Annotated in this window: 27 protein-coding genes; 6 read left to right on the forward strand and 21 right to left on the reverse strand. The window is 71.3% G+C overall.

Features of this window, described 5'->3' with window-relative positions; all coding sequences use genetic code 11:
• Nucleotides 1-110 precede the first annotated feature (110 nt).
• The 13 genes from AB0K00_RS06910 to AB0K00_RS06970 form a co-directional block, all read right to left on the reverse strand.
• Entirely contained in the window at nt 111-1,205 is a 1,095-nt protein-coding gene (locus tag AB0K00_RS06910; protein ID WP_363516576.1) for a branched-chain amino acid ABC transporter permease, read from the reverse strand.
• The gene (locus AB0K00_RS06915; protein WP_363516579.1) at nt 1,202-2,089 is read right to left on the reverse strand and encodes a branched-chain amino acid ABC transporter permease; all 888 of its coding nucleotides are present in this window, start codon (nt 2,087-2,089) and stop codon (nt 1,202-1,204) included. The genes AB0K00_RS06910 and AB0K00_RS06915 overlap by 4 nt, the downstream gene beginning before the upstream one ends.
• An 85-nt stretch (nt 2,090-2,174) precedes the next feature.
• Complete coding sequence (locus AB0K00_RS06920; protein ID WP_363516582.1) at nt 2,175-2,897, reverse strand: ATP-binding cassette domain-containing protein; 723 nt, start codon at nt 2,895-2,897, stop codon at nt 2,175-2,177.
• Nucleotides 2,898-2,979: 82 nt separating this feature from the next.
• Nucleotides 2,980-3,723, reverse strand: a complete 744-nt coding sequence (locus tag AB0K00_RS06925; RefSeq protein WP_363517620.1) for an ABC transporter ATP-binding protein — start codon at nt 3,721-3,723, stop codon at nt 2,980-2,982.
• 72 nt (nt 3,724-3,795) lie between these two features.
• A complete protein-coding gene (locus AB0K00_RS06930; RefSeq protein ID WP_363517622.1) occupies nt 3,796-4,950 on the reverse strand; it encodes a substrate-binding domain-containing protein in 1,155 nt (384 codons plus the stop codon).
• 198 nt (nt 4,951-5,148) lie between these two features.
• Entirely contained in the window at nt 5,149-6,042 is an 894-nt protein-coding gene (locus AB0K00_RS06935; protein ID WP_363516585.1) for an alpha/beta hydrolase, read from the reverse strand.
• Between the two features lie 52 nt (nt 6,043-6,094).
• Nucleotides 6,095-7,297 (reverse strand): glycoside hydrolase family 5 protein, encoded by a 1,203-nt coding sequence (locus AB0K00_RS06940; RefSeq protein ID WP_363516588.1) that lies wholly within the window; start codon nt 7,295-7,297, stop codon nt 6,095-6,097.
• 90 nt (nt 7,298-7,387) lie between these two features.
• On the reverse strand, nt 7,388-8,047 hold the full coding sequence (locus tag AB0K00_RS06945; RefSeq protein ID WP_363516591.1) for a response regulator transcription factor: 660 nt from the start codon (nt 8,045-8,047) through the stop codon (nt 7,388-7,390).
• Complete coding sequence (locus tag AB0K00_RS06950; protein WP_363516594.1) at nt 8,047-9,150, reverse strand: ATP-binding protein; 1,104 nt, start codon at nt 9,148-9,150, stop codon at nt 8,047-8,049. The genes AB0K00_RS06945 and AB0K00_RS06950 overlap by 1 nt, the downstream gene beginning before the upstream one ends.
• A 5-nt stretch (nt 9,151-9,155) precedes the next feature.
• Complete coding sequence (locus tag AB0K00_RS06955) at nt 9,156-10,685, reverse strand: hypothetical protein (protein WP_363516597.1); 1,530 nt, start codon at nt 10,683-10,685, stop codon at nt 9,156-9,158.
• A 16-nt stretch (nt 10,686-10,701) separates the two neighbouring features.
• Nucleotides 10,702-12,312, reverse strand: a complete 1,611-nt coding sequence (locus AB0K00_RS06960; protein WP_363516600.1) for a glycosyltransferase family 39 protein — start codon at nt 12,310-12,312, stop codon at nt 10,702-10,704.
• Nucleotides 12,302-13,474, reverse strand: a complete 1,173-nt coding sequence (locus AB0K00_RS06965) for a glycosyltransferase (RefSeq protein ID WP_363516603.1) — start codon at nt 13,472-13,474, stop codon at nt 12,302-12,304. The genes AB0K00_RS06960 and AB0K00_RS06965 overlap by 11 nt, the downstream gene beginning before the upstream one ends.
• Nucleotides 13,368-13,979, reverse strand: a complete 612-nt coding sequence (locus AB0K00_RS06970) for a GtrA family protein (RefSeq protein WP_363516606.1) — start codon at nt 13,977-13,979, stop codon at nt 13,368-13,370. Before AB0K00_RS06970 ends, AB0K00_RS06965 begins: the two co-directional genes overlap by 107 nt.
• Nucleotides 13,980-14,125: 146 nt before the next feature.
• On the opposite strand from AB0K00_RS06970, the gene AB0K00_RS06975 reads away from it, so the two are divergent.
• The 4 genes from AB0K00_RS06975 to AB0K00_RS06990 are packed head-to-tail and all read left to right on the forward strand — an operon-like array spanning nt 14,126 to nt 18,678.
• On the forward strand, nt 14,126-14,773 hold the full coding sequence (locus AB0K00_RS06975) for a response regulator transcription factor (RefSeq protein WP_363516608.1): 648 nt from the start codon (nt 14,126-14,128) through the stop codon (nt 14,771-14,773).
• The gene (locus AB0K00_RS06980) at nt 14,770-15,801 is read left to right on the forward strand and encodes a sensor histidine kinase (protein ID WP_363516611.1); all 1,032 of its coding nucleotides are present in this window, start codon (nt 14,770-14,772) and stop codon (nt 15,799-15,801) included. The genes AB0K00_RS06975 and AB0K00_RS06980 overlap by 4 nt, the downstream gene beginning before the upstream one ends.
• Before the next feature lie 34 nt (nt 15,802-15,835).
• Nucleotides 15,836-17,527: an FAD-dependent oxidoreductase gene (locus tag AB0K00_RS06985; RefSeq protein WP_363516614.1), complete on the forward strand. Its 1,692-nt coding sequence runs from the start codon at nt 15,836-15,838 to the stop codon at nt 17,525-17,527.
• Nucleotides 17,524-18,678, forward strand: coding sequence for a cytochrome P450 (locus AB0K00_RS06990; RefSeq protein WP_363516617.1), 1,155 nt, complete (start codon nt 17,524-17,526; stop codon nt 18,676-18,678). Before AB0K00_RS06985 ends, AB0K00_RS06990 begins: the two co-directional genes overlap by 4 nt.
• A gap of 41 nt (nt 18,679-18,719) precedes the next feature.
• Here the strand turns inward: AB0K00_RS06990 and AB0K00_RS06995 are convergent, their stop codons facing one another.
• A complete protein-coding gene (locus tag AB0K00_RS06995) occupies nt 18,720-19,988 on the reverse strand; it encodes a hypothetical protein (RefSeq protein ID WP_363516620.1) in 1,269 nt (422 codons plus the stop codon).
• A gap of 183 nt (nt 19,989-20,171) precedes the next feature.
• Here AB0K00_RS06995 and AB0K00_RS07000 point away from each other — a divergent pair, with 183 nt between their 5' ends.
• Nucleotides 20,172-21,299, forward strand: a complete 1,128-nt coding sequence (locus tag AB0K00_RS07000; RefSeq protein ID WP_363516623.1) for a sensor histidine kinase — start codon at nt 20,172-20,174, stop codon at nt 21,297-21,299.
• On the forward strand, nt 21,296-22,015 hold the full coding sequence (locus tag AB0K00_RS07005) for a response regulator transcription factor (protein WP_363516627.1): 720 nt from the start codon (nt 21,296-21,298) through the stop codon (nt 22,013-22,015). The genes AB0K00_RS07000 and AB0K00_RS07005 overlap by 4 nt, the downstream gene beginning before the upstream one ends.
• Before the next feature lie 31 nt (nt 22,016-22,046).
• Here the strand turns inward: AB0K00_RS07005 and AB0K00_RS07010 are convergent, their stop codons facing one another.
• The 7 genes from AB0K00_RS07010 to AB0K00_RS07040 all read right to left on the reverse strand — a co-directional run bounded on the left by AB0K00_RS07010 (nt 22,047) and on the right by AB0K00_RS07040 (nt 26,250).
• Entirely contained in the window at nt 22,047-22,511 is a 465-nt protein-coding gene (locus AB0K00_RS07010; protein ID WP_363516630.1) for a hypothetical protein, read from the reverse strand.
• A gap of 48 nt (nt 22,512-22,559) precedes the next feature.
• Nucleotides 22,560-22,964: a PIN domain-containing protein gene (locus AB0K00_RS07015; protein WP_363516633.1), complete on the reverse strand. Its 405-nt coding sequence runs from the start codon at nt 22,962-22,964 to the stop codon at nt 22,560-22,562.
• Nucleotides 22,961-23,191, reverse strand: a complete 231-nt coding sequence (locus AB0K00_RS07020) for a DUF2191 domain-containing protein (protein WP_363516636.1) — start codon at nt 23,189-23,191, stop codon at nt 22,961-22,963. Before AB0K00_RS07020 ends, AB0K00_RS07015 begins: the two co-directional genes overlap by 4 nt.
• A gap of 123 nt (nt 23,192-23,314) precedes the next feature.
• A complete protein-coding gene (locus AB0K00_RS07025) occupies nt 23,315-24,070 on the reverse strand; it encodes a YebC/PmpR family DNA-binding transcriptional regulator (protein ID WP_363516639.1) in 756 nt (251 codons plus the stop codon).
• Nucleotides 24,071-24,073: 3 nt separating this feature from the next.
• The gene (pdxT, locus tag AB0K00_RS07030) at nt 24,074-24,685 is read right to left on the reverse strand and encodes a pyridoxal 5'-phosphate synthase glutaminase subunit PdxT (RefSeq protein ID WP_363516642.1); all 612 of its coding nucleotides are present in this window, start codon (nt 24,683-24,685) and stop codon (nt 24,074-24,076) included.
• Between the two features lie 8 nt (nt 24,686-24,693).
• Nucleotides 24,694-25,602 (reverse strand): pyridoxal 5'-phosphate synthase lyase subunit PdxS, encoded by a 909-nt coding sequence (pdxS, locus tag AB0K00_RS07035; RefSeq protein ID WP_363516645.1) that lies wholly within the window; start codon nt 25,600-25,602, stop codon nt 24,694-24,696.
• Between the two features lie 180 nt (nt 25,603-25,782).
• Entirely contained in the window at nt 25,783-26,250 is a 468-nt protein-coding gene (locus AB0K00_RS07040; RefSeq protein WP_363516648.1) for a hypothetical protein, read from the reverse strand.
• Between the last annotated feature and the right edge of the window lie 4 nt (nt 26,251-26,254).

The following is a 26,254-nucleotide window of genomic DNA, read 5'->3' on the forward strand; positions in this document are numbered from 1 at the left end:
GATCCATACATTTACCGGTGTCCCCGTGTGCCCGCCCACCACACAAAAAAGACGCCGATCGATTCGATCTGCATCGAACCGATCGGCGCCTGACGAGCAGGTGGATCCCGTCAGCGGCGGTCGGGGATCCACCTGGCGAGGGGGCCCAGCCGGGTGCGCAGGCCGGCCAGGCCGCCGGGGAAGAAGTACACCGCGAGGATGAACAGGGTCCCCAGCACGAACAGCGGCTGCGACAGCGGGCCGCTCAGCACGCCCGGCAGGCTGTCCACGGCGTCGGAGTGGCCGAAGGACACCAGGCGGTAGTCCAGGTAGGTGAAGAGCATCCCGCCGATGAGCGGCCCCCAGCGGGTGCCGGGGCCGCCGAGGACCACCATGACCAGCAGCGTCAGCGTCTGGTCGGAGGCCGCCACGTGCGGGGTGGCGCCGCCGATCAGCAGCGCGTACATGGCGCCCGCCAGGCCGGCCAGGCCGCCGGCGACGGTGAACGCGAACAGCTTGTAGCGGTACGGGTTGAGGCCGAGGACCCCGACGCGGCGTTCGTCGTCGCGGACCGCGGCGAGGACCCGGCCGGCGGGCGCGTCGGCGATCGCGTGCACGATCAGGACGGTGACGACGGCGACGCCGACGGCGAGCCAGTACAGGTTGACGGTGTTGGTGACGCCGACCAGCGCGTCCGGCACGTGCGTGGTGTCCATCGGCAGCCCTTCCTCGCCGCCGGTGACGCCGCCCGGGTCGCGGCCGATGGTGATCGCGCCGACCTGGGCGAAGGCGAGGGTGACCATGGCGAACGCGATGCCGTTGGTCCGCAGCGCGACCGCGCCGAGCGCCGCCGCGATCGTGGCGGTGCCGAGGATCGCCAGGACGACGGCCTGCCACAGCGGGAAGCCGGCCTTGGTGACGAGGACGTCGGTGCCGTAGACGCCGGCGGCGAAGTAGAGCGCGTGGCCGAAGGACAGCAGGCCGGTGCGCCCGAACAGCAGGTCGTAGCCGGTGGCGAGGGCGCCGAACACCAGGCAGAGCGCGAGCAGCTGCAGGGTGCCGGGCTTGTTGACCGCCGCGTCGAACACGCCCGGGATGGAGATCGACCAGTACGGCAGCGCGATGAGCACGACCAGGAAGAGCAGCGGGCCGAAGCGGGCCGGGTGCGGCCGGCGCCGCGGCCGCGTCTTCGGATCGCGAGGGGTCACCGCGGTGTCCGTCATCATGAGGTGGCGACCTTTCCGGTGATGCCCTGCGGGCGGACGAGCAGCACGATCGCGAGCAGCGCGACCACGCAGATGTCGCCGAGTCCCGGGGAGGTGTAGTTGACGAACTGCTGCAGCAGCCCGACGGCGACGGCGGCGTAGGCGGCGCCGACGACGGAGCCCATGCCGCCGATGACGACGACGATGAACCCGAAGATGAGCAGCGAGCTGCCGCCGGTCGGGGAGATCGAGCCGGCGTAGATCCCGCCGAGCGCCCCGGCGAGGGCGGCGGCGGCGCCACCGATCGCGAAGACGAGCGTGAACGCCCGCCGCACGTCGATGCCGAGCGCGGTGACCATCGACCGGTCCTCGACGCCGGCCCGGATGACCAGGCCGATGCGGGTGTACTTGAGGAACGCGAGGAGGCCGCCGAGCACGATCACCGCGGCGCCGATGAGCAGGAACCGGTCGTTGGGGACGCGGGCGCCGGCGACCTCGGTGAGCTCCTGCGTCCACTGCGGCCGCGGGTAGGTCCGCGGGTCGGCGCCCCAGGACGCCTGCAGCAGCGCCACCCCGGCCAGGGACAGCCCGACGGTGACGAGCACCTGTTCGATGGTGCGCGAGTACAGCGGCCGGATGAGGACGAGTTCGACGAGCGCGGCCACGACGGTGCCGCAGACGACGCCGAAGCCGACGGCGAGGACGAAGCCCCAGCCGGACGCCCCGGCGCCGGGCAGGTTCCCGGAGGCCCACCAGGTGCCGTACGCGCCGACGGACAGGAACAACCCGTGCGCGAAGTTCAGCACGTCGGCGAGCCCGAAGACGAGTGCGAGGCCGGACGCGACGAGGAAGTAGAGCGCGGCGAGGCCGAGCCCGGTCAGCGTCAGCAGCACGAACGTGCTCATGCCGCCACCTCCGCTTCGCTCCGGCGTCGGCCTGAGCCAAAACTGAGCCCCTGATTCGCGGCTCCTCCGCTACGCTCCGGCCCGCTCATGCGTGGTCCCCCTTGCCGACGCCGAGCAGCGCCTTCGTCTTCTCGGTGTAATCGAGCAGGTCGCTCGCGCCGCCGGTGTAGGCGACCCGGCCGTTGGCGATCACGACGGCGTGGCGGGCCATGCGCCGCACGACCGCCAGGTTCTGCTCGACGAGCAGCATCGGCACGACCGCGGCGACGGCCTCCAGCGCGGCGGCGACCTCGGTGACGACCTTCGGGGCGAGGCCCTTCGTCGGCTCGTCGATGAGCAGCAGCCGGTTCGGGTTGAGCAGGACCCGGCCGATCGCCAGCATCTGCTGCTGGCCGCCGGACAGGGTGCCGGCCCGCTGCCGGGCCCGCTTGCGCAGCTCCGGGAACAGCCCGTGCACGGTGTCGTAGTCGGGGGTGCTGCCGGCGCGCTCCGCGAGCCGGAGGTTCTCCGCGACGGTGAGCCCGGCGAAGACGCCACGGTCCTCGGGCACGTAGCCGAGGCCGTCCCGGACCAGGCGGAACGTCGGCTGCCGCAGGATGCTCCCGCCGGCGTAGCCGACCCGGCCGGTGATCTCGGCCGCGCGCGGCATCAGGCCGAGGACGGCCTTGAGGGTGGTGGTCTTGCCGACGCCGTTGCGGCCGAGCAGCGCGGTGACGCCCTGCGGCTGCACGCTGAACGTGACGCCCTGCAGGATGTGCGACCCGCCCACCTTCACCGACAGATCCGAGATGTCCAGAATCGGGCTCACAGCGTCACCTCCGCTTCGCTCCGGCGCCGCCGCGAGCCAACCTGCGCCCCTGGTTCGCGGCCCGAGCCGCTCCGCTGGCCGCTCACAGCTTCTCCCCCAGGTACGCCTCCTGGACGGTCCGGTCGGCCATGACGACCTCCGGGGTGTCGCAGATGAGCAGCGCCCCGTGGTGCATGACCGCGACCCGGTCCGCCAGGTCCAGGACCACGTCCATGTGGTGCTCCACCATGAGCACGCTGCGCCGCTCGTCGCGGGTCAGCGTCTTGATCAGCGCGACCAGGCCGGGCACGTCCTCGGCGCTGACGCCGGCCATCGGCTCGTCCAGCAGCAGCACCCTGGGCTCGCCGGCCAGCAGCAGCGCGATCTCCAGCTTCCGCTTCTCGCCGTGGGCGAGGGTCCCGGCCAGGGTGCCGGCCCGGTGGTCGAGGCCGACCCGCCACAGCACCCGGTCCGCGCGCTCGGCGATGTCCTTGTCCGAACGGGGCAGCGGGAACGGGCGGATCGAGCCGCCGCGGCGGGCCTGGACGGCGAGACGCACGTTCGCGGCGACGGTCAGCGACCCGAACACCGACGAGGACTGGAAGGTGCGGCCGAGGCCGCGGCGGGCCCGGCGGTGCGGCGCGAGCCGGGTGACGTCGTGCCCGGCGAGGGTGACCGTGCCGTCCGTCGGCCGGCGCAGCCCGGAGATCAGGTTGAACAGTGACGTCTTGCCGGCGCCGTTGGGGCCGATCACGGCGAGGAACTCACCCTCGGCCAGGTCGAGCGACACGTGGTCGACGATCGCGACCTCGCCGATCTTCCAGGTCAGCCGCCTGGTGGACAGCAGGCCGGTGGCCGGGGCGTCAAGCACCCCGGCCGCAAGCTCTGACGTTCGTGCGTTGCTTCGGGGGAACAACCCTCAGCCCTTCATCTGGACGACCGGCGGGGCCGCGTCGGCCGGGTCGATCGCCTTGACGAGCTCCGGCTTCAGCTCGGCGCCGGTGCCCGAGAACTTGCCCTGGAACATCGGCTGGAGCAGGGCGTGGTCCTCCTTGCGGACGGTCAGCTTGCCCTTGACGCCGTCGAAGCTCCAGCCTTCCAGCGCGGTGACCATCTTGTCGACGTCGTCGCCGCCCTCGCCGGCCGCCCGCACGATCATCTGCGCGGCGGTGAAGCCGTCCGGGTGGAACAGGTCGACCTTGCCGCCCTCGACGCCCTTGCGCAGCGCGGTGGTGGCCTCGTTGTCGCTGGCGCCGTCGAAGTAGTGCGCGAGCAGCGACAGCTTGCCGCCGGCCGCGCCGAACGTCGCCCACGACGCCCGCTGGTCGATGCCGGTGACGACCATCGTCGAGCCGAGCACGCCCTGCTGGTCGAGGGCCTGCCACATGGCCGGGGCGGTGGTGCCGGCCCAGGCCACGAAGATCATGTCGGCCTTGGCGTTCTTGGCCTGCGCGGCGAAGCCGGTGAACTCGGTGGCGTTGGCCGGCACGAACAGGTTGTCGACCGTGGCGCCGGCGCCGCCGATGACGGCCTTCACCGCGTCGGCGTTGGACTTGCCGAAGCTGCCCTCCTGGGTGAACACGAGGACCTTCTTGCCCGTGGGTGAGGGCAGGTAGGACTTGGCCGCGAGGACGTCCTGGTAGGACTGACGGCCGGAGCGGAAGGTGTACTTGTTGACGCCGGTGACCGCGTCGGACGCCGCCGGACCGGAGACGAACAGCACCTTGTTCTGCGCGGCGAGGGGCGCGACCTGCCCGGCGACGGCCGAGCCGGTGCTCCCGGCGATGATCTTGTAGCCCTGCCCGATGAGATCCTTGGCGGCGGAGACGGCCTTGGCCGGGTCGCCGGCGTCGTCGACCTCCTTGACCTCGACGGGCCGGTTGCCGACCTTGCCGGTGCCCTTCGTGGCGAAGGAGAGGCCCGCCTTCCAACCCTCGATGTACTGCTTGCCGTAGCCGGCCAGGGCACCCGTCTGCGAGTACACCAGGCCGACCTTGATCGGGGTGCTGTCCCCGGCCGGCTCCTGCGCGGCCTCCTGGGGACTGCTGCAGGCGGACGTGAACGCCGCCGCCATGCTCAAGCCGACCGCCGCGAACAGTAGCCGCCGCGGCGCACTCGTCTGCCGAATCACGCTTCCTCCGTATAAGCCCTGTGTGAACGCCTTGTTAAGGCCAGCGCCTGCTGGCGGTGTTCGCACACGCTAGGAGTGGCGTCGGGCACTGAGCTATGTGGGCGGGCCACACAAGTCCGGCGGGTTGCCCGGTCGGACGCCCTACGAGAGCGCCACGAGGTCGAGGAACGCCCCCAGCGTCGGCAGAAACGCGGGTGAGTGCTCACCCTCGGCGACGAAGAGCATGTGGCCGGCGCCCGGCAGGACCGCGACGGCGTTGCGCCCGCGGTGCAGCCCCGACAGCCGTTCGGCGAGCACCGCGACGCTGCGCTCGACCGGCACCTTCTCGTCGGCGGCGCCGTAGAGCGCCAGGATCGGGCAGCGCAGGTGCGGGATCACCGCCGCGGGATCGAAGGCCAGGGTCCTGGCGAAGAACGCGAGGGTCTCCACGGTGTCGTACGGCGCGGCGGCGACCACGTCGTACCAGACCCGGCCGGCGTGCCCGGCCTGCGCGGCGAGGACGTCCGCGGGCGGGTCGCCGACGGCGAGGCGGGCGGCGCGCTCGTCGACCCAGCGCATCGCCTCGTCGACGACGGCGGGTGGGTGGCCGGCCCGGCGCAGGGACCGTTCGGTGGAGACCCGTTCCTGTTCGGCGATGCCGACCGCGGGCCCGGACACGGTGACCACGAAGTCGACCGCTTGGGGCTGGCTGGCGGCGGCGAGCAGGGAGACCCAGCCGCCCTGGCTGTAGCCGATCAGGCCGACCCGCTCGACGCCCGTGCCGGCGCGCAGGGCGGCGACGGCGGCGAGGGCCTCGGCGGCCCGGTCCGCGAACGACTGGGCCCGCCAGTCGCCGGGGGACCCGCCGCAGCCGGGCTTGTCGTGGCGCAGGGTGGCGATGCCCCGGCCGGCGAGCCACTGCGGGATGCCGATCCACTCGTGCCGGGTCGCGGGCCCGGAGCCGTCGATCAGCACGAGCCCGGCCCGTGGAGATTCCGCGGACGTGATGATCGCTCTCAGGTCGCCGACCGTGGTGTCCCGTTCTTGAACAGGCATTGGCCCTCCCCATGCTGAACGTAACAGCATGGGGAGGGCCATCGACCACGGCCTACGGCTTCTTTGCCGCCGGCACCGACTGGTAGGACTTGAGCAGGTCCATCTTGGGCTGGTCGATCGTCTTCCAGTCGTCCTTCAGGACCCCGCCGGTGTCGCCGGAGTTGGGGTTCCAGGACCAGTACGTGTAGCTGAGCCCGTTGTCCTTCAGGTACGCGATCAGGTGCCGCTGCCAGATGCCTTCGAGGTCCTTGCCGCCCTTGGCGTCGGTCTCCGCGACGGAACGGCCGCCGAACTCACCCATCAGCACCGGCGCGACGTTGTTCTTGACGAGGTAGCCGAACTGCTTGTCCCACAGCGCCGGCATGTTCGCCGGGAACGCCGGGTCGGTGAACCACTGCTGCGACCACACCTTGGGGCTGTAGTCGTGCGCGGAGTAGACCAGCTTCGTGGGGTCCTTCAGCCGGACCGGGTACTTGGCCGCGCCCTGCAGGTTGCCGCCCCACCAGTACCCGTTGCCGTCGTAGGACTCGATGCCCTCCACGACGATGAGCCAGTTCGGGTTCTCCTTGAGGATGGCGTTGCCGGCCCGCTCGGCGGCGGCCCGCCAGTCGGTCTTGTCGCCGCCGGTGCCCCAGGTGGCCTCGCCGTGCGGCTCGTTGTGCAGGTCGGCGCCGACGACGAGGGGGTTGTCGCGGTACTGCTTCGCGAGCTTCGTCCAGTCGGAGATCCAGCGGTCCTCGCTGATCTTGTCGGTGTACCAGAGGTTGCTCTGGCCCTGCGAGGTCGGCCGGTGCCGGTCGAGGATCACCATCATGCCGCGCTTGGTGATGCCCTCGACGACCTTGTCCATGACCTGCGCGCCGTTGAGGCCCTGCAAGGTGGGGTTGAGATGGTAGTCGAGGCCGTTGGGCTTGGACGCGGCGTCGAAGAGCTCGTTGCTGAACGGCAGGCGCACGGAGTTGAACCCCTGCGCGGCCATCTGGTCAAGCATGTCGTCCAGGGAGCGGGACCACAGTCCGTGCGGGGCGAACGTGTTGGTCTCCAGGCCGAACCAGTTGACGCCGGTGAAGGTGACGGTCTTGCCGGCGGCGTCGACGATCCGGTTGCCAGCGGTGTGCAGCGGCAGTTTCAACTGCCGCCCGGCGGCCTGCGGGGCGGTTTTGTCAGCGGACTTGTTCATGGCGGTACAACCGGCGGTGACGGCGGCGGCAAGCGCCAGGGTGGCACTGAGCCACACGAGACGGGAACGCTTCAACTTGACCTGTCCTCACGTACGACGACGTCGGGCAGGTCAAAACCTTACGGATACGGAAATTTCAGGGCAGCGTACGAATGTCCGAAATGCTCATGGTGCAACGGTAGGAGCACCCCAGTCCGCGGCCCGTACCACCGCCTCCAACTTCGATCGGGCGCCCATCTTCGACAACAGGTGCCGAACGTGGCTGCGGACCGTGGTGTAGCTGATGTTCAGCTCCCGGGCGATGTCACGGTTGTCCATGCCCGACGTCATCAGGCTGAGGATCTGCCGCTCCCGCGGGGTGAGGCTGTCCAGGCGCCGGGCGTGCTCCGCGGAGCGGTGCGACCGTTCCCGGCGCCGGGCCAGGAGCTTCGCCAGCTGGCGGGCCGGCACCAGGATCTCCCCGTCGATCGCCCGGCGGACCGCGTCGGCGACGTCCGACCCGGCGGCGCTCTTCACCAGGTAGCCGGCGGCCCCGGCCTCCAGGGCGGCGAGGACCACCTCGTCGCTGTTGTCGGCGCTGAGGAACACGATGGCCACGTCCGGCAGGTGCAGCCGCAGTGCGGCGACCGCCTCGGGGCCGGTGCCGTCGGGCAGCCAGTAGTCGCACAGCACCACGTCGATCCGCTCGACGTCGGCGAGGTGCTCGACCTCCCCGACGCCGCCGGCGATCGCGACGACCCGCAGCTCGTCGTGCTCGTTGAGCAGCGCGGCAAGGCCCTCGGCGACCACCTGGTGGTCCTCGACGATCAGCACGCGGTAGCGCATCAGGCGGCTCCTTTGGATTGCAGGTCGGCGCCGCGCGGCACCCAGAACGTGACGGTGGTGCCACTGCTGGGACTACCCCGGGGCACGCTGCTGATGCGGAACCAACCCCCCGCAAGTGCCGCCCGCTCCCGCATGAGGACGAGGCCGAGGTGCCCGGCCGGGGTCTCGAAGTCGGTGTCGGCGTGTTCGGTGCCGACCCCGTCGTCGACGACCCGGACCAGGTAGCCGTCGTCCTGCTCGCCGAGGATTACGGTGCACTGGTCGGCGTCGGCGTGCTTGGCGACGTTGGCGACGGCCTCCTGCAGCATCCGGAAGAGCAGCAGCCGGGTGGGCAGCGCCGGCTCGTCGCGCAGTCGGTTCTCCAAATGTACGACCAACGAATGGTCCTCGGCGAGCCCGTCGAGCAGGTCCCGGGTGGCCGGGGCGAGGCCCTCGCTGGACAGTTTCGGCGGCCGGAAGTCGAAGATCAGCCGGCGGAGCCGGTCGGCCGCGAGGGCCAGACTGTCCTCCAGCTTGCCGAGCAGCTCCAGGTCGCGGGGCTCGCGCAGCCGGCGGCGCAGGTGCTGCAGCCGCAGCATCGCCGCGGTGATCACCTGCAGGCTGTCGTCGTGCACGCCGGCGGCGATGCGGGCCCGTTCCCGTTCCTGGTTGAGGATCACGTCGCCGAGCGCCTGCCCCTGCGCCTCGCCCGCCTGCTGCACCCGGGCGAGGCGGTGCTCCAGGCTGGCCCGGGACAGCCCGCCGGACCCCTGGTCGTCGACGGCGAGCACGACAAGGCCGCTCGGGTCGCCCGGCAGGGTCCGCAGCCGCACGTCGACGGGCAGTTCGGCGCCGTCGGGCCGCCGGATCGCGGACGTGGTGTACACCGGCTCGGCCCCGGCCGGCGTCCCAGCGGCGGTCACAGCAGCGGTCTCAGCAGCGGTTTCAGTGGTGAGGGCGGTCCGCGGGTCGGCGACGAACAGCTCCTCGACCCGGCGGCCGACGAGGTCGGCGGTCGCCCGGTCGAAGAGCGTCTCGGCGGCGCTGCTGGCAAGCCGGACCACCCCGGCGGCGTCGAGCACGACCAACGCCTCCGGGGCGGCCCGAAATGCCTGCCAGTACACCGGGGTTACTTCTCCAGATCCTTCGGCAGGACGTACGGCGTCGGCGTCGGGATGTCGACCGGGCCGCCGGAACTGTCGACCTTGAAGTTGACCGTCGCGACCGCGCCGCTGAGCTGCCCCCGCAGCTCGAAGATGACGCTGTTCTCGGTGTTGCCCGGGATGGTGTACTGGCCGACCGCGCGGGCCGTGCCGGCCTTGTTCACCCGGAACGCCGACACCAGGTCACCCTTGGCGCCCTTGGACGTCTTGGCGTACACGTGCACGGCCTCGTTCGGCGCGAACTGGGTCGCGTAGAAGTTGACCACCGTGCCGGGCAGGCCGCCGTAGGCGTTGGTGCGGGCCTGCGGCGTGTAGGGCAGGATCGTGAACCCGGTCGAGGTCGCGGCGCGGCTCTGCTCGCCGATGAACACCAGCGACTGGGCCCCCTTCAGCTGGTAGGGCATCGTCAGCCCGGCGCCCTTGAAGCCGCCGGCACCGTCGGTCGTCACCGCCATGACCGGCTGCCCGCCGGCCGAGTTCAGCCGCACCAGGACCCGCTCCCCCGGCGCGAACCCGGCGCCGGAGAAGGTGATCGACTGGGTCGCCTTCACCGCGTACGGCGCGAGCTTGATCGACGGGTACAGCCGCAGCACCTGGAACGGGGCACTCGCCGCCGCGCCACTCGTCTTGCCCACAACCACCAGACTGGTCGTCCCGACCGCCGTCACCCCAACTTTGATCGGCGTCTTACCCACAGAGCCATCCTCATCGGCCTTGAGGGTGAGGGCCGGGTCACCATTGATGCGCCCCCAGTACACCGCCAGGTTCTCCCCCGGCGAGAACCCCTTCACCGTCAGGTTGATGACGTCGCCGGGTTTGCCGACGATGGCGGACAGCGTCGCCTGCCCGGCGCCCTGCGCGACCGCCGCCTCGGCCTTGGCGACCTTGTCGCTGCCGCGGGCCTGGGCCGTCACCTCCAGCACCGGCGTGGTCATCTTGGTGGGGAACGGGAAGTTGACCGTGAAGATGCCGTACTTGCCGGCCTTCGCGGTGCCCACCTGGACCGGCTTCGCCGTGGCGCCCTTGGACGGCTTCGTCTTGCCGGACGGCTGCGCGGCGGTGGCGGGCGACCCCAGGTACACCTCGATGACGGACCCCTGGTCGAAGCCGGATCCGTTGACGGTGACGGTGCCGCCGAGGCGCACCAGGCCCGGGTTCAGCGTGATCATCGGCTCGCCGCCGCCGGGCACCATGACACCGTTCAGGTCGACGGTCGGCGCCTTCGGCGCCTTGGTCACCGGCGTGGTCGGCGTGTCGTCGCCGCCACCGCCGAACGACGGCAGCCCCGGCGCCTCGATGCCGAGCGCCGGCAGCACCGAACGCCCGACGCTGAACAGCAGGAACACGGCGACGGCGGCGACGAGCAGCCGGCGGCCGGAGATCTTCGGGCGTGACAGCCGCTTCCGGGACCGGCGTTTGCCGGACACGCGGTTGCCGGTCGTGCCCGTGGGTGCCCGGCGCTTCGCCGGTGCAATGCGGCGCTTCAGGGTCTGCATCGTCACTCCAGCTCGCTCACGAGGTTGCACCGATCTTGATGATCTGCAGTGAGACGTCGCCGCGGGTCGCCTGCCACACGGGTGTCCCGTGCTGGTCGATCGCCTCGATGATCCAGGTCTCGCCACCGCGCTCGAGGGCGTCGCGCATCTTGTTCGACATCACGACGTAGTCGACGTTCTCCCAGCTGGAGGCGAACACCTTGTCCCGCACGTCCGGGTCCGACGTGGCCTTGTAGTGCGGGTGCGCGTACTTGTACGGCGGGTCGTTGTCGTGCAGCGCGACCCAGATGTCGTCGTCGATGATGAGCCTCGCGTCGGGCGGCACGTTCGCCTTGATCCAGGCGACCTGCTGCTCCTGCAGGCGGGTCAGCGGCAGCCGGTAGGCGTCGCTGAACTCCAGCTCACCCTTGGTGTTGTACTTGATCATGAAGCCGCCCGGCATGACCACGACCGGCACCAGCAGGCAGGCCACCAGGACCGCCGCACCGGCCGGCTTCGTGCGCCGGGTGAGCCAGCCGAAGAACATCCCGAGGTTCAGCGCGAACAGCGGGACCATCGGCGCGATGTAGAAGTCGAGCAGGGCGCTACGGGTGAGGTAGAAGCCGTACCCGACGGCCATCAGCGAGCAGGCCAGCAGCGGCCCGCGCAGCCGCTTGTTGCGCCGCCCCGTGAACAGCCCGAGCAGCGCCGCGGCGGTGCCGGCCATGAGCAGGTAGCGGTCCTTGAACAGCCAGCTGTCCTGCAGCAGGGTGGTGAACGACAGGCCGTTGCTGCTGTTGGAGTTGCGGTGCAGCTGCCACCACACGGTGTAGAGCAGCGACACGTGGTCGCCGGGGGTGGCCGCGGCGAGGTTGAAGTTGAAGCCCTGCGGGAACAGCTCGTTCTTGATCTGCGCGAAGAGCAGGTAGCCGACGACCGGGGCGAGGGCGGCGAACCACCAGAACGACACCCCGAAGCGCCGGTTCGGCTGCTGTTTGATCGCGCGGTGCAGCAGGTACGCGCAGCCGGGCAGGATGAACAGCGCGTTCTCCTTCGTCACCAGCGCCAGGCCGAAGCACAGCCCGGCGCCCATCACGGTGACGATCCGGCCGTCCTTGCGGGACAGCAGGAACAGGCCCAGCAGGATCCACAGCATCATCAGGTTGTCGAGCAGGACCTGGCGCTGGTAGTACACGCCGAGCGGGGACACGTTGAACACGAACACCGCGAGGAACGCGCCGGCCTTGCTGCCGGTGAAGCGCCGGACGATCTCGTACAGCAGGAACACCGAGACCAGGTGCACGATCAGCATCAGCACGCGCCCGGTGTTGATGGCGTTGCCGAAGGCGTTGAAGCCGCCGGGCAGGATCGCGACCCAGCCCGCGATCGTGAGCCAGCCGAACGGCGCGTGGTCGTAGAAGTACGTGTACGGCGACAGTTTCGCCTCACGGAGCACGGACCACGCCTGCTCCATGTAGATGCCCTCGTCGGTGAGGTACAGCGGGTAGCGGAACATGTTCCAGCCGTGCGTCGCCAGGCCGATGACCAGGCTGACGATGATGAGCGGCCAGCCGCGGGTCTGCGGCGCGACCGTCTTCTTCGGGGTAGCCGCCGGCGTTCCGGGCCGGTCGAGCAGGTCAGCCGACATTGGTCAACTCCGCCGTCTCCGCCGCGGTGCGGTGTGCACCGACGTGTGCGGTCTTTTCCCAGTTGCGTTCACCCTTGAGCTGCCGCCACAGCGCCCGCGCCGCCGCGTAGGACAGCACCATCTGGTACGGGAACCAGCCGATCGCCATCTTCACGACCGTGGCGGGGGTGGCCTTCAGCCCGTGCGCGCCGGTGAACTCGTACAGGCCGACGACGCTCATCACGAAGTGCGCGCCGAGCATGAGCACCGGCAGCCATGACAGCATCGCCACCGGCACCGGCACCGTCAGCACGAACGCGGACAGCAGCGCCACCGGCAGGTAGATCCCGAGCATCGCCTGCACGTGCGGGAACGCCAGGGTGTACCAGGCGAGGAACCGCTGCCGGCGGGTCGGCATGAGCTTCCAGGTGCCCTTGCCGAGGGTCTGCATGAAGCCTTGACACCACCGGGTCCGCTGCTTGATGAAGCTCTGCAGCGTCGGTGGCGTTTCCTCCTTCGTGACGTAGCGGTCGTCGTACACGACCCGGACCTTCTCGCCCATGCTGGAGAGCCGCAGGCCGATGTCGGCGTCCTCGGTCAGGTTCGACTCGTCCCAGCCGCCGAGCCGTTCGATCAGGGTCCGCTTGAAGAAGACGGTGTTGCCGCCGAGCGGGATCGCGCCGTTCTTCGCGTGGTAGTGCAACCGGCTGCGGAACCAGAAGAAGTACTCCAGGACGTTGAACGTCGAGTACCAGTTGGAGTCGAAGTTCATCAGCTGCACCCCCGCCTGCACGCAGCCGACGTCCTCCTCCGACATGATCGTGTTGACGATGTCGAACAGCTGCGGCTGGACCTCGTCCTCCGCGTCGAAGATCGCCACGACGTCGTTCGTGGCGTAGCGCAGCGCCGTGTTGAGGCCGTGCGGCTTGTTGATCGGGCCGTCGTCGAACACGACCACCTCGACGTTCGTGCGTCCCATCGCGCGCAGCCGGTTCACCTGCGCCTGTGCCTGTTCGATCGTGCCGACGTCGTCGGCGGAGCAGACCACGAGGATCTGCACCAGGTGTGGTGGGTAGTCAGCGGACGCGGCGCGGGCGATGGTGTGCTGGATGACCTCCTCCTCGTGCCGTGCCGGGAGGATGGCGGTGAAGGAGAGTGTCGGCGTAGCACGTCGATCGGGCACCCGCGCCCTGTCTCCGGCCTCCGGCCGGTCCCACGTGTAGATCATGAGGTACAACGCGTGCGCCGCCTGCACTGTCAGCACCAGCGAGATCAGGGTGAGGATGGTCAACACCAGCTGTTCCATCGGTGCGTTCACTCCAAATCCACTTCGAGCTGACGGCGAAGTTGACGGCGAACCCTGCGACGATGCCGATCAGGTTCGCGGGCAGGTAGTGCATGCCGAGGGCGACCAGCAGCTGGACGGCGACGACGTTGACCGGCAAAGCGGCAAGACCGGCCAAGCTGAAGTAGGCGAACCGTTGCAGCGACAGCCGGCGCCGCCGGAACGTCCACAGTTCGTGCAGGATGTAGTTGGTGACCAGCGCAAGCTCGACCGAGGCGACGGTGGCGGGCAGCAGCGCCAGTCCGAAACCCCCGTGCAGCACGAGCAACGCACCGTTGTTGACCACCACACCGCCGGCTCCCACCAGCGAAAACCGGCCCAGCCGGCGCAAGTTGGGCGTCACGGTGCAACGGTGCCCGCCCCGGCCGCGCCTTACATCACGCCATGGGCGGTCGGTGGCGGCGACCTTCGTCCTCCCCCATTTGGCGTACTCCGAACGGCACCCGGGACGTGGTGATTCGACGCCGCACCGGGGTATAGCGCGCGGCGATGAGTATCAAGATCTTGATCGCCGACGACCACGCCATGGTCCGTGAGGGCCTGCGCGGCTTCCTGTCCCTCAGCGGCGACCTGGAGACCGTCGGCCTCGCCGGCGACGGGCGGGAAGCCGTGCGCCTCGCCCACGAGCTGCGCCCCGACCTCGTCCTCATGGACCTGCTCATGCCGGTCCTCGACGGTATATCGGCAACCACGGTGATCCGCCGCGAGCTGCCCGGGGTCGAGGTCGTCGCCCTCAGCGGCTACCTCGAGCCCCAGCTCATCGCCGACGCCCTGCACGCCGGCGCGGTCGGGTACCTGCTCAAGGACACCTCCTCCGACGAGCTGCACCGGGCGGTGCGGGCCGCCGCGGCCGGTCAGGTGCAGCTGTCGCCGGCGGTCGCCGCCAGGCTGGTCCGCGACGTGCACGTGCCGACCACCCCGCCGCAGCTCACGAAGCGGGAGGAGGAGGTCCTCGTCCTGCTGGCGCGGGGCCGGGCCAACGGGCAGATCGCCCGGGAGCTGCACATCGCGCCGCAGACGGTGAAGACGCACGTGAGCAACATCCTGCAGAAGCTCAATGCGGAGAGCCGCACGCAGGCCGCCCTGTACGCGATGCGGGTCGGGCTCGTGCCGGTCCATGCGGCGGCACCCAGTTGAGACACCTCGCGGCGCTGCACGCCATGCTGCGCGGCGGTGCGCCGGCGGCCGAGGTCCTCGACGCGGTGTGCGACCGGGCCCGGCGCGCCCTGCCGGCGACGGCCGTGCTGATCGTGGACGCCGCGGGCGCCGTCCGGACGGTGTCGCAGTCGGCGTTCCCCACGGACGTCGCCCGGCACGACGTGGATGCCGTCGTCGCGGAGGCGGTACGCACCGCCCGCCCGGCCCGCAGGGGTGTGCTGTGCGGCGTGCCGCTGCCCGGCCCCGCCGGCGTGCTGCGCAGCCCCGGTGTGCTCATCGCGGCAGGCCGGCGCCGTCCCACGCCGGCGCACCGGGTGGAGATGTTCGCCGCGGTGGCCGCGCTCGCCCTCGGCACCGGCGAACACCAGGCCATCCGGGAACGGGAACGCCTCGCCCGGGAGCTGCACGACTCGGTGGTGCAGACCCTGTACGGCATCAGCCTCGGCGCCGGCACCGCCGCCGAGCTCATGCACGGTGACCCGGCCAACGCCCGGGCGTCCCTCGCCTGGATCCAGGAGACCGCCAGCGCCGGCCTCAGCGACCTGCGCGGCATCATCGTCCGGCTGCGCCCGGAGACCTTGGTCGGCGCGGGCCTCGCCGAGGCGCTGCGGCGCATCGTCGACGCGCTGCACTTCGCGCCCGGCACCGGCGCCGTCCCGCCCGGATGGGGCCTGCAACTGGACGCGGAACCCGCGGTCAGCCCTCAGGTGGAGGAGGCCCTGTACCGCATCGCCCTGGAGGCGCTCGGCAACGCCGCCCGGCATGCCGGCGCCTCGCAGGTCACCGTGCGGCTCGCCGGCGACGACACCCGGGTGGTCCTCGAAGTCGTCGACGACGGCGTCGGGTTCCAGCCCGGCGCGAGCGCCGGGGCGGGGCGGCTCGGGCTGCGCTCCATGCGGGAGAGGGCCGAGCTCGTCAACGGCACCCTCGACGTGATGAGCGCGCCGGGCGCCGGCACCGTCGTCCGCGCGATCCTGCCCAGCTCGGCCGCCGTCCTCACCGGGTGAGGCGAGCCCCGCGGCAGAGGGTGACCGTTGGCTCATGCGCGTGGTAGTTGATCTCACCAAGTGTCAGGGCTACGCCCAATGCGCCTTCCTGGCGCCGTCCTCGTTCCAGATGCAGGGCGACGAGGCCCTCATGTACGACCCTTCCCCCGCCGACGACCAGCGCGACCGCATCGACCGGGCGGCGGCCGCCTGCCCCGTGCAGGCGATCCAGATCGACCGGCTGTCGGTGCACGACATGCCGCCGGTCAACGTCGAGGACCGGCCCTCCCGCGTCGTCATCATCGGCGCGTCCCTGGCCGGGCTGCGCGCCGCCGAGGCGCTGCGCGAAGAGGGGTTCACCGGGTCGCTGACGCTCGTCGACTGCGAGGACTGCGAGCCGTACGACCGGCCGCCCCTGTCGAAGCAGGCCCTCAGCGGCCGGGTGGCGCCGCACGGGACCGCGCTGCCGCACCGCGCCGACCTGGACGCGCACTGGCGGCTCGGCGTCACCGCGATCGGCCTGGACCTCGCCGGGCGGCGGGTCCGGCTCGACGACGGCACGTCGGTGCCGTTCGACCGGCTGCTCATCACCACCGGCGTGCGCGCCAGGCCGTGGCCCGACCCGGTCGAGGCCGCGCTGGACGGCATGTTCGTGCTGCGCACCCGCGACGACGCCATGCACCTGCACCAGCGGCTGGCCGCGCTCGCCCCGTACGGCGCCGCCGCCCACCTCACCGACGCGCCGCCGGCCGACACCCCGCTCCCGCCGGCCCCGCTCCCGAAGGCCGGCTTGCCGCTCCCGGCGGACGGTGCGTCGCCGCGGGTGCTGGTCATCGGCGCCGGGTTCGCCGGGTCCGAGGTCGCCTCGACGTGCCGGTCGATGGGCCTGGACGTCATCGTCGCCGAGGCCGCCGCGACCCCCCTGGCCGGCGCGCTCGGCGGGGTCGTCGGCGCCGTCGCCGCCGACCTGCAGCGCGAGCACGGCGTCGACCTGCGCTGCGGCGTCACCGTCGAGGCCATCGAGGGCGACCCGGACGGGCGGGTCCGCCGGGCGCGCTTCTCCGACGGCACCACGGCCGACGTCGCCGTCGTGGTGGCCGCGCTCGGCGGGCTCCGCAACGTCGAATGGCTCCACGACTCGGGCCTCGCCGTCGGGGAGTGGGGAGTCGCGTGCGACGCCGGCTGCCGCGCCTTCGACGTCAACGGGCTCGTCCTCGACGACGTGTTCGTCGCCGGCGACGTGGCCCGGGCACCGAACGCGATGTTCGGCTACCAGTTCCTGGCCCTGGAACACTGGGCGAACGCCGTCTCCCAGGCCGAGGTCGCCGCGCACAACATGATCAGCGACGAGTCGGACCGCTGGCCGCACCTGCACATGCCGTCGTTCTGGTCGCTGCAGTTCGGCACCAACATCAAGGCCGTCGGCGTGCCCACCTTCGCCGACGAGGTCGTCGTCACCCAGGGCTCGGTGCAGGAACGCCGCTTCGCCGCCGCGTACGGGTACAAGGGCCGCCTGACCGGCGCGGTCACCTTCAACCACGGCAAGTGGCTGCCGTTCTACGAGCAGCTGATCGAGCAGGCCGCGCCGTTCCCGCCGCGCTTCACCACCGTCGACCAGCCGGAGTCGATGGTGCCGGTGGCCGCCGACGTGCCCGACCCGAAGTTCCTGGCCCGCGACGCGACCGTCGTCGTCACCGGCCACGATCCCAGCTCCCGGTCCGCGGCTTTCGTGAGGGGGACCCGATGACGACGTCCGTCGGCTCCGTGTTCGGTGCGGTCCTCGACCCCGTGAACCGGCACGACCCGTATCCGCTGTACACGTCGCTGCGCCGTACCCCGGTCGGCCGCGAACCCGACGGCTCGTGGCTGGTGACCACGTTCCGGGAGATCTCGGCGCTGCTGCACGACCCGCGGATCAGCTCCGCCTACGACCCCGAAGCCGACCCGATCGGCCTGGTGCCGAGCTTCCTGCGGACCGACCCGCCCGAGCACGACCGGCTGCGCCGGCTCGCCACCCGGCAGTTCGGCCCGCCGCACCGCCCGACGCTCGTCGCGGACCTCCAGGAGTCCTTCGAGGGCATCGTCGACCGGCTCGTCGCGGACTTCCCGCCCTCGACCGTGGACCTCGTCGACCAGTTCGCCTACCCGCTGCCGGTCCTGGTGATCTGCGAGCTGCTGGGCGTACCCCTGGCGGACGAGCCCCGCTTCAAGGCGTGGATCGACACTGCCCTCGCCACACCCGGGAACCCCCGGCAGTCGGGGGCGTTCCGCGAGCTCGCGGACTACCTCGGCGATCTCGTCGACGCCGACCCGGAGCCGGGCCTGCTGCGGTCCCTGGCCACCGACGACGGCCCCGAGGGCCGGCTCACCCGCGACGAGCTGGTCAGCACCGCGCTGCTGCTGCTCGTCGCCGGGCACGAGACGACCGTCAACCTCATCGCCAACGCCTCGCTGGTGCTGCTGCGCCAGCCGCGCTGGCTGGACCGGCTCCTGGCCGACCCGGCGTTCGCGGTGCCGCTCGTCGAGGAGGTCCTGCGCTGGGACCCGCCGGTGCAGTTCCTGCCGTGGCGCACCGCGCTCGACGACATCCCCATCGGCGACACCACCATCCCGCGGGGTGCCGCGATCACCCTGGTGCTCGCTGCCGGGAACCGCGACCCGGGCCACATCAGCGACCCGGACCGCTTCGACCCGGACCGCCGCCCGGTGCAGCATCTCGGCTTCGGCGACGGCATCCACTACTGCTTCGGTGCACCCATGGCCCGCCTGGAGGCGCAGGTGGCGCTGCGGGCCCTGGCGCCCGTGCTCGAGCGGGCCCGCCTCCTGGAGGACCCGCCCGAATACCGCCCGAGCGCCGTCCTGCGCGGCCCACGCCACCTGCGCGTCGCCCTGGACTGATTGCTCGTCCGCGTTTCTTGTCTGCGCTGGTGGCCGCCGCCTCAGGCCGCCACCGGCTCCTCGACCGCGACCCCGGCCGGGTCCTGCCGGCGCGCCGGCAGGGCCTTGGCCAGGAGGCCGAAGCCGGCCAGGAGGAGCAGCGGGCTGAGCACCGACAGCGGGCCGACGCCGACGGCGAGGAACGCCACCATCCCGAGCCCGGTCAGCACCGGCACCCACCAGCGCACGAGGCCATCGACCGCCGCGCCGATCGGCACCGCGATCAGCCCGAGCAGGCTCAGTGCCATCGCCGGGACCGCCCAGCCGAACGTGAACAGCGCGTACCCGCCGAACGCGTCGTTGACCTTCGTCGCGAGCTCCGCCGGCACCGTCCGGTGCACCGCCAGGTCGCTGTAGTCGCCGACCATCAGCCCGCTGAAATGCATCAGCGCGAACGCGGTGACCGCGGCCGCCACGGCCGTGAACCGGCCGCCGCGGCGCATCAGCAGCAGCATCCCCGGCACGAACAGCAGCCACGCCAGGTGCAGCAGGAACGCGCTCGCCTGCGCCAGGCCCGGGTGCTGCACCGCGACCGCGATGTCCGGGGACAGGCCCGGCACGGTGAGCAGGCCCGCGCCGAACACGACCGGCGCCGCGACCAGGCCGGCCCGCCCGGCCGCGTCCTTGAACGCACCGAACCGGTCCGGCTCGGCCGGTGCCGTCGATGCCGTCGGTGCCTGGTGCCTGCCGACCTCCCGGCCCGCGAACGCGTACGCGACCAGCATCACGACCGGCCCGGCGAGGTTCACCGGCAGCGGCGAGATCGCGAACAGCAGGTACAGCACGGTGCCGAGCAGCGCCGCGCCCGCCGTCCACCACGAGATGACCTTCGCGTACGCGGCCGTGACCGGGGTCAGGATCAAGGCGAGCGCCCAGCCGGCGAGACCCGGCGTCTGCCAGCCCCACACCGCCCACTGCATCGACTGGAACGCCTCGTCGACGCGGGTCACATCAGCGTCGGGCAGCGTCTGCTCCATCGCGAGCAGCGCCAGGTCGTACGCCATCAACGCGGAGAACGTGACCAGCCCGAACACGATCGCGCACCACGTGATCCGGGCCAGGACCGCGCCCCGCCGCCGGATCGGCGCCAGCAGCCCCAGGAACGCCGGCGCGAACAGCACCCACGACCAGTGCAGCAGCACCGAGTGCCACTGGATCGCGTCCGGGTGCGCCCGGTAGACGCCGACGCCCTGGTCTTCGCCGAGGGCGGGGTCGACCGCCGTGGCGACGGCAAGCACCGCCGGCGCCAGGAAGAGCAAGAACCGAAGCATGAAAAGCCGCATATGGTACCCCTGAGCGAGTCGAACCGAAGTTGGACCAGCACCGTAAGGACGCGCCGGCCCGCGGGTCGCCCGCACCGCGACGGAACCCGTCTCCGCCGCGCGGGGGACGCCGCGTCATCCGCAGGACTGGCGAACCCGCCGCCGCCCGGCCCGTACCGTCATCAGGTGCAGATGAGCCGGACAGATCTCGCGTTGGCGGGCGCGCTGGTGGCGTTCGCCCTGACCGAGGAAGTCGTGGCGCCCCAGCCGGGCAGCTGGTGGCCGTTCGTGCTCGCCGCGTTCGCCCCGCTCGTGGCCCTGCGCCGGCTCGCCCCGCTGACCGTGCTGCTGGCCAACTGCGTCGCCGGCCTCAAGTACTGGTATCCGGACCAGGTCGTCGACTACCGCCTCTGGCAGCTCGCCGCGATGATCGTCGCCACGTATACGGTCGGCCGGCACGTGCCGGTCCTCGGCGCCGCCGGCTGGAAGGCCCGGACCCGCGGAATCACCGGCCTGCTCCTCACCTTCGCGACCGGCGCCGTCTTCTGGCAGGTCGACCCGGTCGACCCGATGGCCGCGTTCTTCTTCCCCGTCGCCCCGTGGCTGCTCGGCGCGGCCTTCGCCGTCCAGCACCGCCAGAGCAGCGACGCCGCCGCGGCCCGCGCCGCGATCCGCGAGCAGCGGGTCCGCGAGGCGGTCATGGAGGAACGGGTCCGCATCGCCCGCGAGCTGCACGACATGGTCGCGCACAGCGTCACCGTCATGGTGATCCAGGCGGGCGTGGTCCGCCGCCGCCTCGACGCCGGCCTGACCGTCGACGGGGACCTGCTGCGCAGCATCGAGTCCTCCGGCCGCGACGCCGTCGGCGAGCTGCGCCGGACCCTGGGCTTGCTGCGCGGCGACACCGCCGGCACCGGCACCACCGCCGCCCCGGTCGGCCTGGACCGCCTCGACGAGCTGCTCACCCAGGTCGGCGAGGCAGGACTCACGGTCACCCTCCGGCGCGAGGGCACCCCGGTCACGCTGCTGCCGGCCGCGGACCTGTCGGCGTACCGCATCGTCCAGGAAGCCCTGACCAACGTCCTCAAACACGCCGGCCCCGCCCACGTCACCGTCGAACTGCGCTACGCCGGCGACGGCGTCCACCTGTCGGTCGTCGACTCCGGCGGCCGGGCCACCGTGGCGTCGAACGGCGGCGGCCAGGGCCTGATCGGCATGCGCGAGCGCGCCACCCTGTTCGGCGGCGACCTGTCCGCCGGCCCACGCCCCGGCGGCGGCTTCGCCGTCCACGCCCGCCTCCCACTCCTGGTGGCGTCATGACCGTCTCTGGCGCTTCTGGCGCTTCTGGCGTCCATGGCGCCTCTGGCGTCCCTGGCGCCTCGAGGATCAGTGTGGTGATCGCGGACGACCAGCGCATGGTCCGCGCCGGCCTGCGCATGGTGATCGAGACCGAGCCCGACATGCAGGTCGTCGGCGAGGCCGGCGACGGCGTCGACGCGGTCGCCCTCACCCGCCGGCTACGCCCCGACGTGGTGCTCATGGACATCGCGATGCCCCGCCAGGACGGCCTGGCCGCGACCCGCGCCCTCCTCGCCGCACCGCACCCGCCCCGCGTCATCGTGCTCACCACGTTCGACACCGACGACAACCTGTACGAGGCGCTCCGCGCCGGCGCCAGCGGCTTCCTGCTGAAGGTCTCCTCCCCCGAACACCTGATCACCGCGATCCGCGTGGTTGCTGGCGGCGAGGCCCTGCTCGACCCCGCGGTCACGACCCGGGTCATCGCCTCCTACGCCGGCACCCCCGGCCCACAGCCACCCCCGGAACTCGCCGACCTCACCCCGCGCGAAACCGACGTCCTGCGCCTCATGGCCCGCGGCCTGTCCAACGGCGAGATCGCGGCCACCCTCACCGTCGGCGAGGCCACGGTCAAGACCCACGTCGCCCGCGTGCTGATGAAACTCGCCCTCCGCGACCGCGTCCAGGCCGTCGTCTACGCCTACGAGTCAGGCCTGATCCGCCCGGGGAGCACCTGAACCAGCCGAGCGCCGCAGCGATGAGCGGATTTCAGAGGGCGATCGTGACCGCGAAGACCGGGAACGGCGCCGGCTGCGGGTCGGGATCGGCCGCGACGCGTGGGGAAGTCTCAGTGAGGTCCTCCCACGGTACGACGCCGGGGTGCTCGTCGGCGGCGACCAGGGCGACCACCGGCTCCGCCCGCTCGACGACCAGGTGCGGGGCGCCGAACGACAACGCGGCGGGGGCAACGGACCGCATCGTGCAGCGGAGCTGGCCGGCCTGCTCGTCATACCAGGCGTAGAAGGTGACCGGACCAGGTGCGTCGCCGAACCTGACCCGCAACTGCCGGCCGACCTCCTCCAGCGCCGCGGCGACCGCGAGCGGGTCCACCGGCTCGTCCCGGATGCCGAACCCCACGGTGTTGGTGTGCCGCTCGGTCACAGGGTCGCCGGCGTCGAGCCGCAGCGGCTCGTCGAGGAAGGACCGCACCAGCGCGGCGAGCGACTCGGACATCCGGGAACTCCTCACGGCCGAATGGGAGGCACACGATGCGAGCGATCGTTACGGCCCGGCGCTGACCCGGCGCTGCCGCAGCTCGGGCACGAACCGCGCCATCGTCTCGAAGTCGGCGTCCTCGTGCAGCACTTCCAACTTCAGCTTGATCGCCGTCGCGGCCACGATCAGATCAGTGACGGACAGCCCGTGATGGACGCTTCGTGGTGCCAGCTCACGGCGAATGACAGCGGTCAGGTCCCAGATGCCGGCCGGGATCGTCGCCACGAGGTAGGTGTCGCGGAACTCCTCCTCGGTAGCTTCGTATTGCTTGGCGCCGGCCGAGACAAGCGTCTCAGCGAGCACTGGTTCACAGACCGTGATGAGCCCTCGCCTCGCGAACTCCCGCCATGCGGGGTCTGCCTGCCTGCGCCAGAGCCGGACGAGCGCGCTGGTGTCGACGAGATACTTCATCGATCAGCCTCATCGATGGCGGCGAAGTCGAACCCGCCCTCGTCGGCCAGCGCCTGCAGGCGATCGAACGCCCGTCCGCGCCGTTCGCGCCATTCCTCGACGAACTGCTCCAGCGCGGCGTTGAGCGTCTCAACCTCGGAGGCGCCCTCCAGGTGGCGCTGCGCCTCGGCGAGGAGGCCGCGATCGAGTCCCGCGAGGGAACCACCGTCCACTGCGTTCTCAGCCATTGTCATTGTCACCTCCTCATCATGACAGCATATGCTCATAAGCGAAAATCTTGTTCGGCATCGAACGATTGCGGCGCCCCGGCCCGCGAGCGGGTGGGGCGCCGCGACCGGCCGGAGCGCTGGTCAGGCCTCGACCAGGGCCATGACCTCGTCGGAGACGTCGAAGTTGGCGAAGACGTTCTGCACGTCGTCGCAGTCGTCCAGGGCGTCGATCAGCTTGAAGACCTTGCGGGCGCCCTCTTCGTCCAAGGGGACCGTCACGCTGGGGACGAACGAGGAGTCGGCCGACTCGTAGTCGATGCCGGCGTCCTGCAGGGCGGTGCGGACGGCGACGAGGTCGGTGGCCTCACTGATGATCTCGAAGGCCTCGCCGAGGTCGTTGACCTCTTCGGCGCCGGCGTCCAGGACGGCGAGCAGCAGGTCGTCCTCGGTCAGCGCACCGGCCTTGGGCACGATGATGACACCCTTGCGGGTGAACATGTAGGAGACGCTGCCGGCGTCGGCGAGGTTGCCGCCGTTGCGGGTGAGCGCGACCCGGACCTCGGTCGCCGCGCGGTTGCGGTTGTCGGTGAGGCACTCGATGAGGATCGCGACGCCGCTGGGGCCGTAGCCCTCATACATGGCGGTCTGCCAGTCGGCGCCGCCGCCGATGAGGCCGGAGCCGCGCTTCACCGCGTTGTTGATGTTGTCGTTGGGCACCGAGTTCTTCTTCGCCTTCTGGATGGCGTCGAAGAGCGTCGGGTTGCCGGCCACGTCGCCGCCACCCGTGCGGGCGGCGACCTCGACGTTCTTGATCAGGCGGGCGAAGAGCTTGCCGCGCTTGGCGTCGATGACCGCCTTCTTGTGCTTGGTCGTCGCCCATTTTGAGTGCCCCGACATGGCCTAACCCTCCGTCGTCTGACCCGCCTCACGCGCCATCTCCACGAAATACCGATGGACTCGGAGGTCGCCGGTGAGCTCGGGATGGAAAGCGGTCGCAAGCAGGTGCTGCTGCCGAACCGCGACAATCCTACCGGCGGCCGGTCCGGCGTTCACACGCCCCAGCACCCGCACGTCGGGTCCGACCGCTTCGACCCATGGCGCGCGGATGAAGACCGCGGAGAACGGGCCGCCGTCAATGTCGGAAATGTCCACGGTGCCTTCGAACGAGTCGACCTGCCGGCCGAACGCGTTGCGCCGGACGGTCATGTCGATCCCGCCGAAGGGCACCTGGTCGGCACGGCCGTCCAGGATCGTGGTCGCCAGCATGATCATGCCGGCGCAGGAGCCGTAGGTGGGCATGCCGCCGGCGATCCGCTTGCGTACTGGCTCGGTCATGCCGAACTCGATCGCCAGCTTGCTCATCGCCGTCGACTCGCCGCCGGGGATGACGAGGGCGTCGACGGAGTCGAGCTCGTCGGGGCGGCGCACCGGACGCGCGATGACGTCCAGCTCGGCGAGGGCGTGCAGGTGTTCGCGGGTATCACCCTGCAGGGCGAGCACACCGATGATCATGTTGCCGGTCACCAGCCGCGCTCGGCGAGACGGTGCGGCTGCGGGATGTCCTCGACGTTGATGCCGACCATGGCCTCGCCCAGGCCGCGGGAGACCTTGGCGATGACGTCGGGGTCGTCGTGGAAGGTGACGGCCTTGACGATGGCGGCGGCGCGCTGCTCGGGGTTGCCGGACTTGAAGATGCCGGAGCCGACGAAGACGCCCTCGGCGCCGAGCTGCATCATCATCGCGGCGTCGGCGGGCGTGGCGATGCCACCCGCCGTGAAGAGCACGACCGGCAGCTTGCCCGTCTCGGCAACCTCTTTGACCAGGTCGAACGGCGCCTGGAGCTCCTTGGCGGCGACGAACAGCTCGTCCTCCGGCAGGGAGGTCAGCCGGCGGATCTCGCCGCGGATCTTGCGCATGTGGGTGGTGGCGTTGGAGACGTCGCCGGTGCCGGCCTCACCCTTGGAGCGGATCATGGCGGCGCCCTCGGTGATGCGGCGCAGGGCCTCGCCGAGGTTGGTGGCGCCGCAGACGAACGGCACGGTGAACGCCCACTTGTCGATGTGGTTGCTGTAGTCGGCCGGGGTGAGGACCTCGGACTCGTCGACGTAGTCGACGCCGAGCGCCTGCAGGACCTGGGCCTCGACGAAGTGGCCGATGCGGGCCTTCGCCATGACGGGGATGGAGACGGCGGCGATGATGCCGTCGATCATGTCGGGGTCGCTCATCCGGGAGACACCGCCCTGCGCGCGGATGTCGGCGGGCACGCGCTCCAGGGCCATGACGGCGACGGCGCCGGCGTCCTCGGCGATCTTCGCCTGCTCGGCAGTGACGACGTCCATGATGACGCCGCCCTTGAGCATCTCTGCCATGCCCCGCTTGACGCGCGCGGTGCCGGTGACTGACGTGCTGGTGGTGGGCGACTCGGACACGACGAAGCACTCCTAACAGGGATGAGCGGGATTCACCTTGAGTTTACGCCGAGGGGGTGACCACTTCCGACGTCCAATGGGAACCTCGCGGCCCACAAACCCAAAAAGCCAGGAAAGCCCAAAAAGCACAAGCAGCTCCGGTACCGCCAAGCTACGACCGCCAAGCTACGACCGCTCGAGCTACGGCAGCGACGGGTCGTCGACGTCGAAGTACGCCGGACGGGGGTGCTTGCGGGACAGCCGGAACAGCCGGACCAGCAGCCGCCGCCGGACCGCGAGGGCGTCGCGGACCACGTCGTTGTGCACCTGCCGGGCCAGCGCGACCCGCCGGCTCACCTGCACCAACCCGTCCAGGGCCTCGTTCGGGCCGGCCACGGCCTCGCGCAGGTGCCGGGTCAGGTCGTTCTCGGCGACCTCGCGGTCCTCGGGCCGGGCGTCCACGGCGATGCGGGCCGCGTACATGAGGGTGGGCAGCTGCGCCGCCTCGGCGAGGGCCACCGCGGCGACCGCGCGGCGCAGCAGGTGGGCGTCGAGCGTGGCGTAGGCCGCGACCGCCCGCGCGTGCAGCCGGTCGACGCGGGCCGCGAGCCAGGTGAGGTACGTGGCCACGAGCACCACCACCGCCACCACCGTGATCACCCACCACACGGCA

Source organism: Dactylosporangium sp. NPDC049525, assembly GCF_040676755.1.
Classification (GTDB): domain Bacteria; phylum Actinomycetota; class Actinomycetes; order Mycobacteriales; family Micromonosporaceae; genus Dactylosporangium.

Excerpts from the sequence above, each read along its gene's own strand:
- AB0K00_RS06910 (WP_363516576.1), bottom strand. The coding sequence starts at position 1,205 with ATGATGACGGACACCGCGGTGACCCCTCGCGATCCGAAGACGCGGCCG.
- AB0K00_RS06915 (WP_363516579.1), bottom strand. The coding sequence starts at position 2,089 with ATGAGCACGTTCGTGCTGCTGACGCTGACCGGGCTCGGCCTCGCCGCG.
- AB0K00_RS06930 (WP_363517622.1), bottom strand. The coding sequence starts at position 4,950 with ATGGCGGCGGCGTTCACGTCCGCCTGCAGCAGTCCCCAGGAGGCCGCG.
- AB0K00_RS06935 (WP_363516585.1), bottom strand. The coding sequence starts at position 6,042 with ATGCCTGTTCAAGAACGGGACACCACGGTCGGCGACCTGAGAGCGATC.
- AB0K00_RS06945 (WP_363516591.1), bottom strand. The coding sequence starts at position 8,047 with ATGCGCTACCGCGTGCTGATCGTCGAGGACCACCAGGTGGTCGCCGAG.
- AB0K00_RS06955 (WP_363516597.1), bottom strand. The coding sequence starts at position 10,685 with ATGCAGACCCTGAAGCGCCGCATTGCACCGGCGAAGCGCCGGGCACCC.
- AB0K00_RS06960 (WP_363516600.1), bottom strand. The coding sequence starts at position 12,312 with ATGTCGGCTGACCTGCTCGACCGGCCCGGAACGCCGGCGGCTACCCCG.
- AB0K00_RS06975 (WP_363516608.1), top strand. The coding sequence starts at position 14,126 with ATGAGTATCAAGATCTTGATCGCCGACGACCACGCCATGGTCCGTGAG.
- AB0K00_RS06985 (WP_363516614.1), top strand. The coding sequence starts at position 15,836 with ATGCGCGTGGTAGTTGATCTCACCAAGTGTCAGGGCTACGCCCAATGC.
- AB0K00_RS06990 (WP_363516617.1), top strand. The coding sequence starts at position 17,524 with ATGACGACGTCCGTCGGCTCCGTGTTCGGTGCGGTCCTCGACCCCGTG.
- AB0K00_RS06995 (WP_363516620.1), bottom strand. The coding sequence starts at position 19,988 with ATGCTTCGGTTCTTGCTCTTCCTGGCGCCGGCGGTGCTTGCCGTCGCC.
- AB0K00_RS07000 (WP_363516623.1), top strand. The coding sequence starts at position 20,172 with ATGAGCCGGACAGATCTCGCGTTGGCGGGCGCGCTGGTGGCGTTCGCC.
- AB0K00_RS07005 (WP_363516627.1), top strand. The coding sequence starts at position 21,296 with ATGACCGTCTCTGGCGCTTCTGGCGCTTCTGGCGTCCATGGCGCCTCT.
- AB0K00_RS07010 (WP_363516630.1), bottom strand. The coding sequence starts at position 22,511 with ATGTCCGAGTCGCTCGCCGCGCTGGTGCGGTCCTTCCTCGACGAGCCG.
- AB0K00_RS07015 (WP_363516633.1), bottom strand. The coding sequence starts at position 22,964 with ATGAAGTATCTCGTCGACACCAGCGCGCTCGTCCGGCTCTGGCGCAGG.
- AB0K00_RS07020 (WP_363516636.1), bottom strand. The coding sequence starts at position 23,191 with ATGGCTGAGAACGCAGTGGACGGTGGTTCCCTCGCGGGACTCGATCGC.
- AB0K00_RS07025 (WP_363516639.1), bottom strand. The coding sequence starts at position 24,070 with ATGTCGGGGCACTCAAAATGGGCGACGACCAAGCACAAGAAGGCGGTC.
- pdxT (WP_363516642.1), bottom strand. The coding sequence starts at position 24,685 with ATGATCATCGGTGTGCTCGCCCTGCAGGGTGATACCCGCGAACACCTG.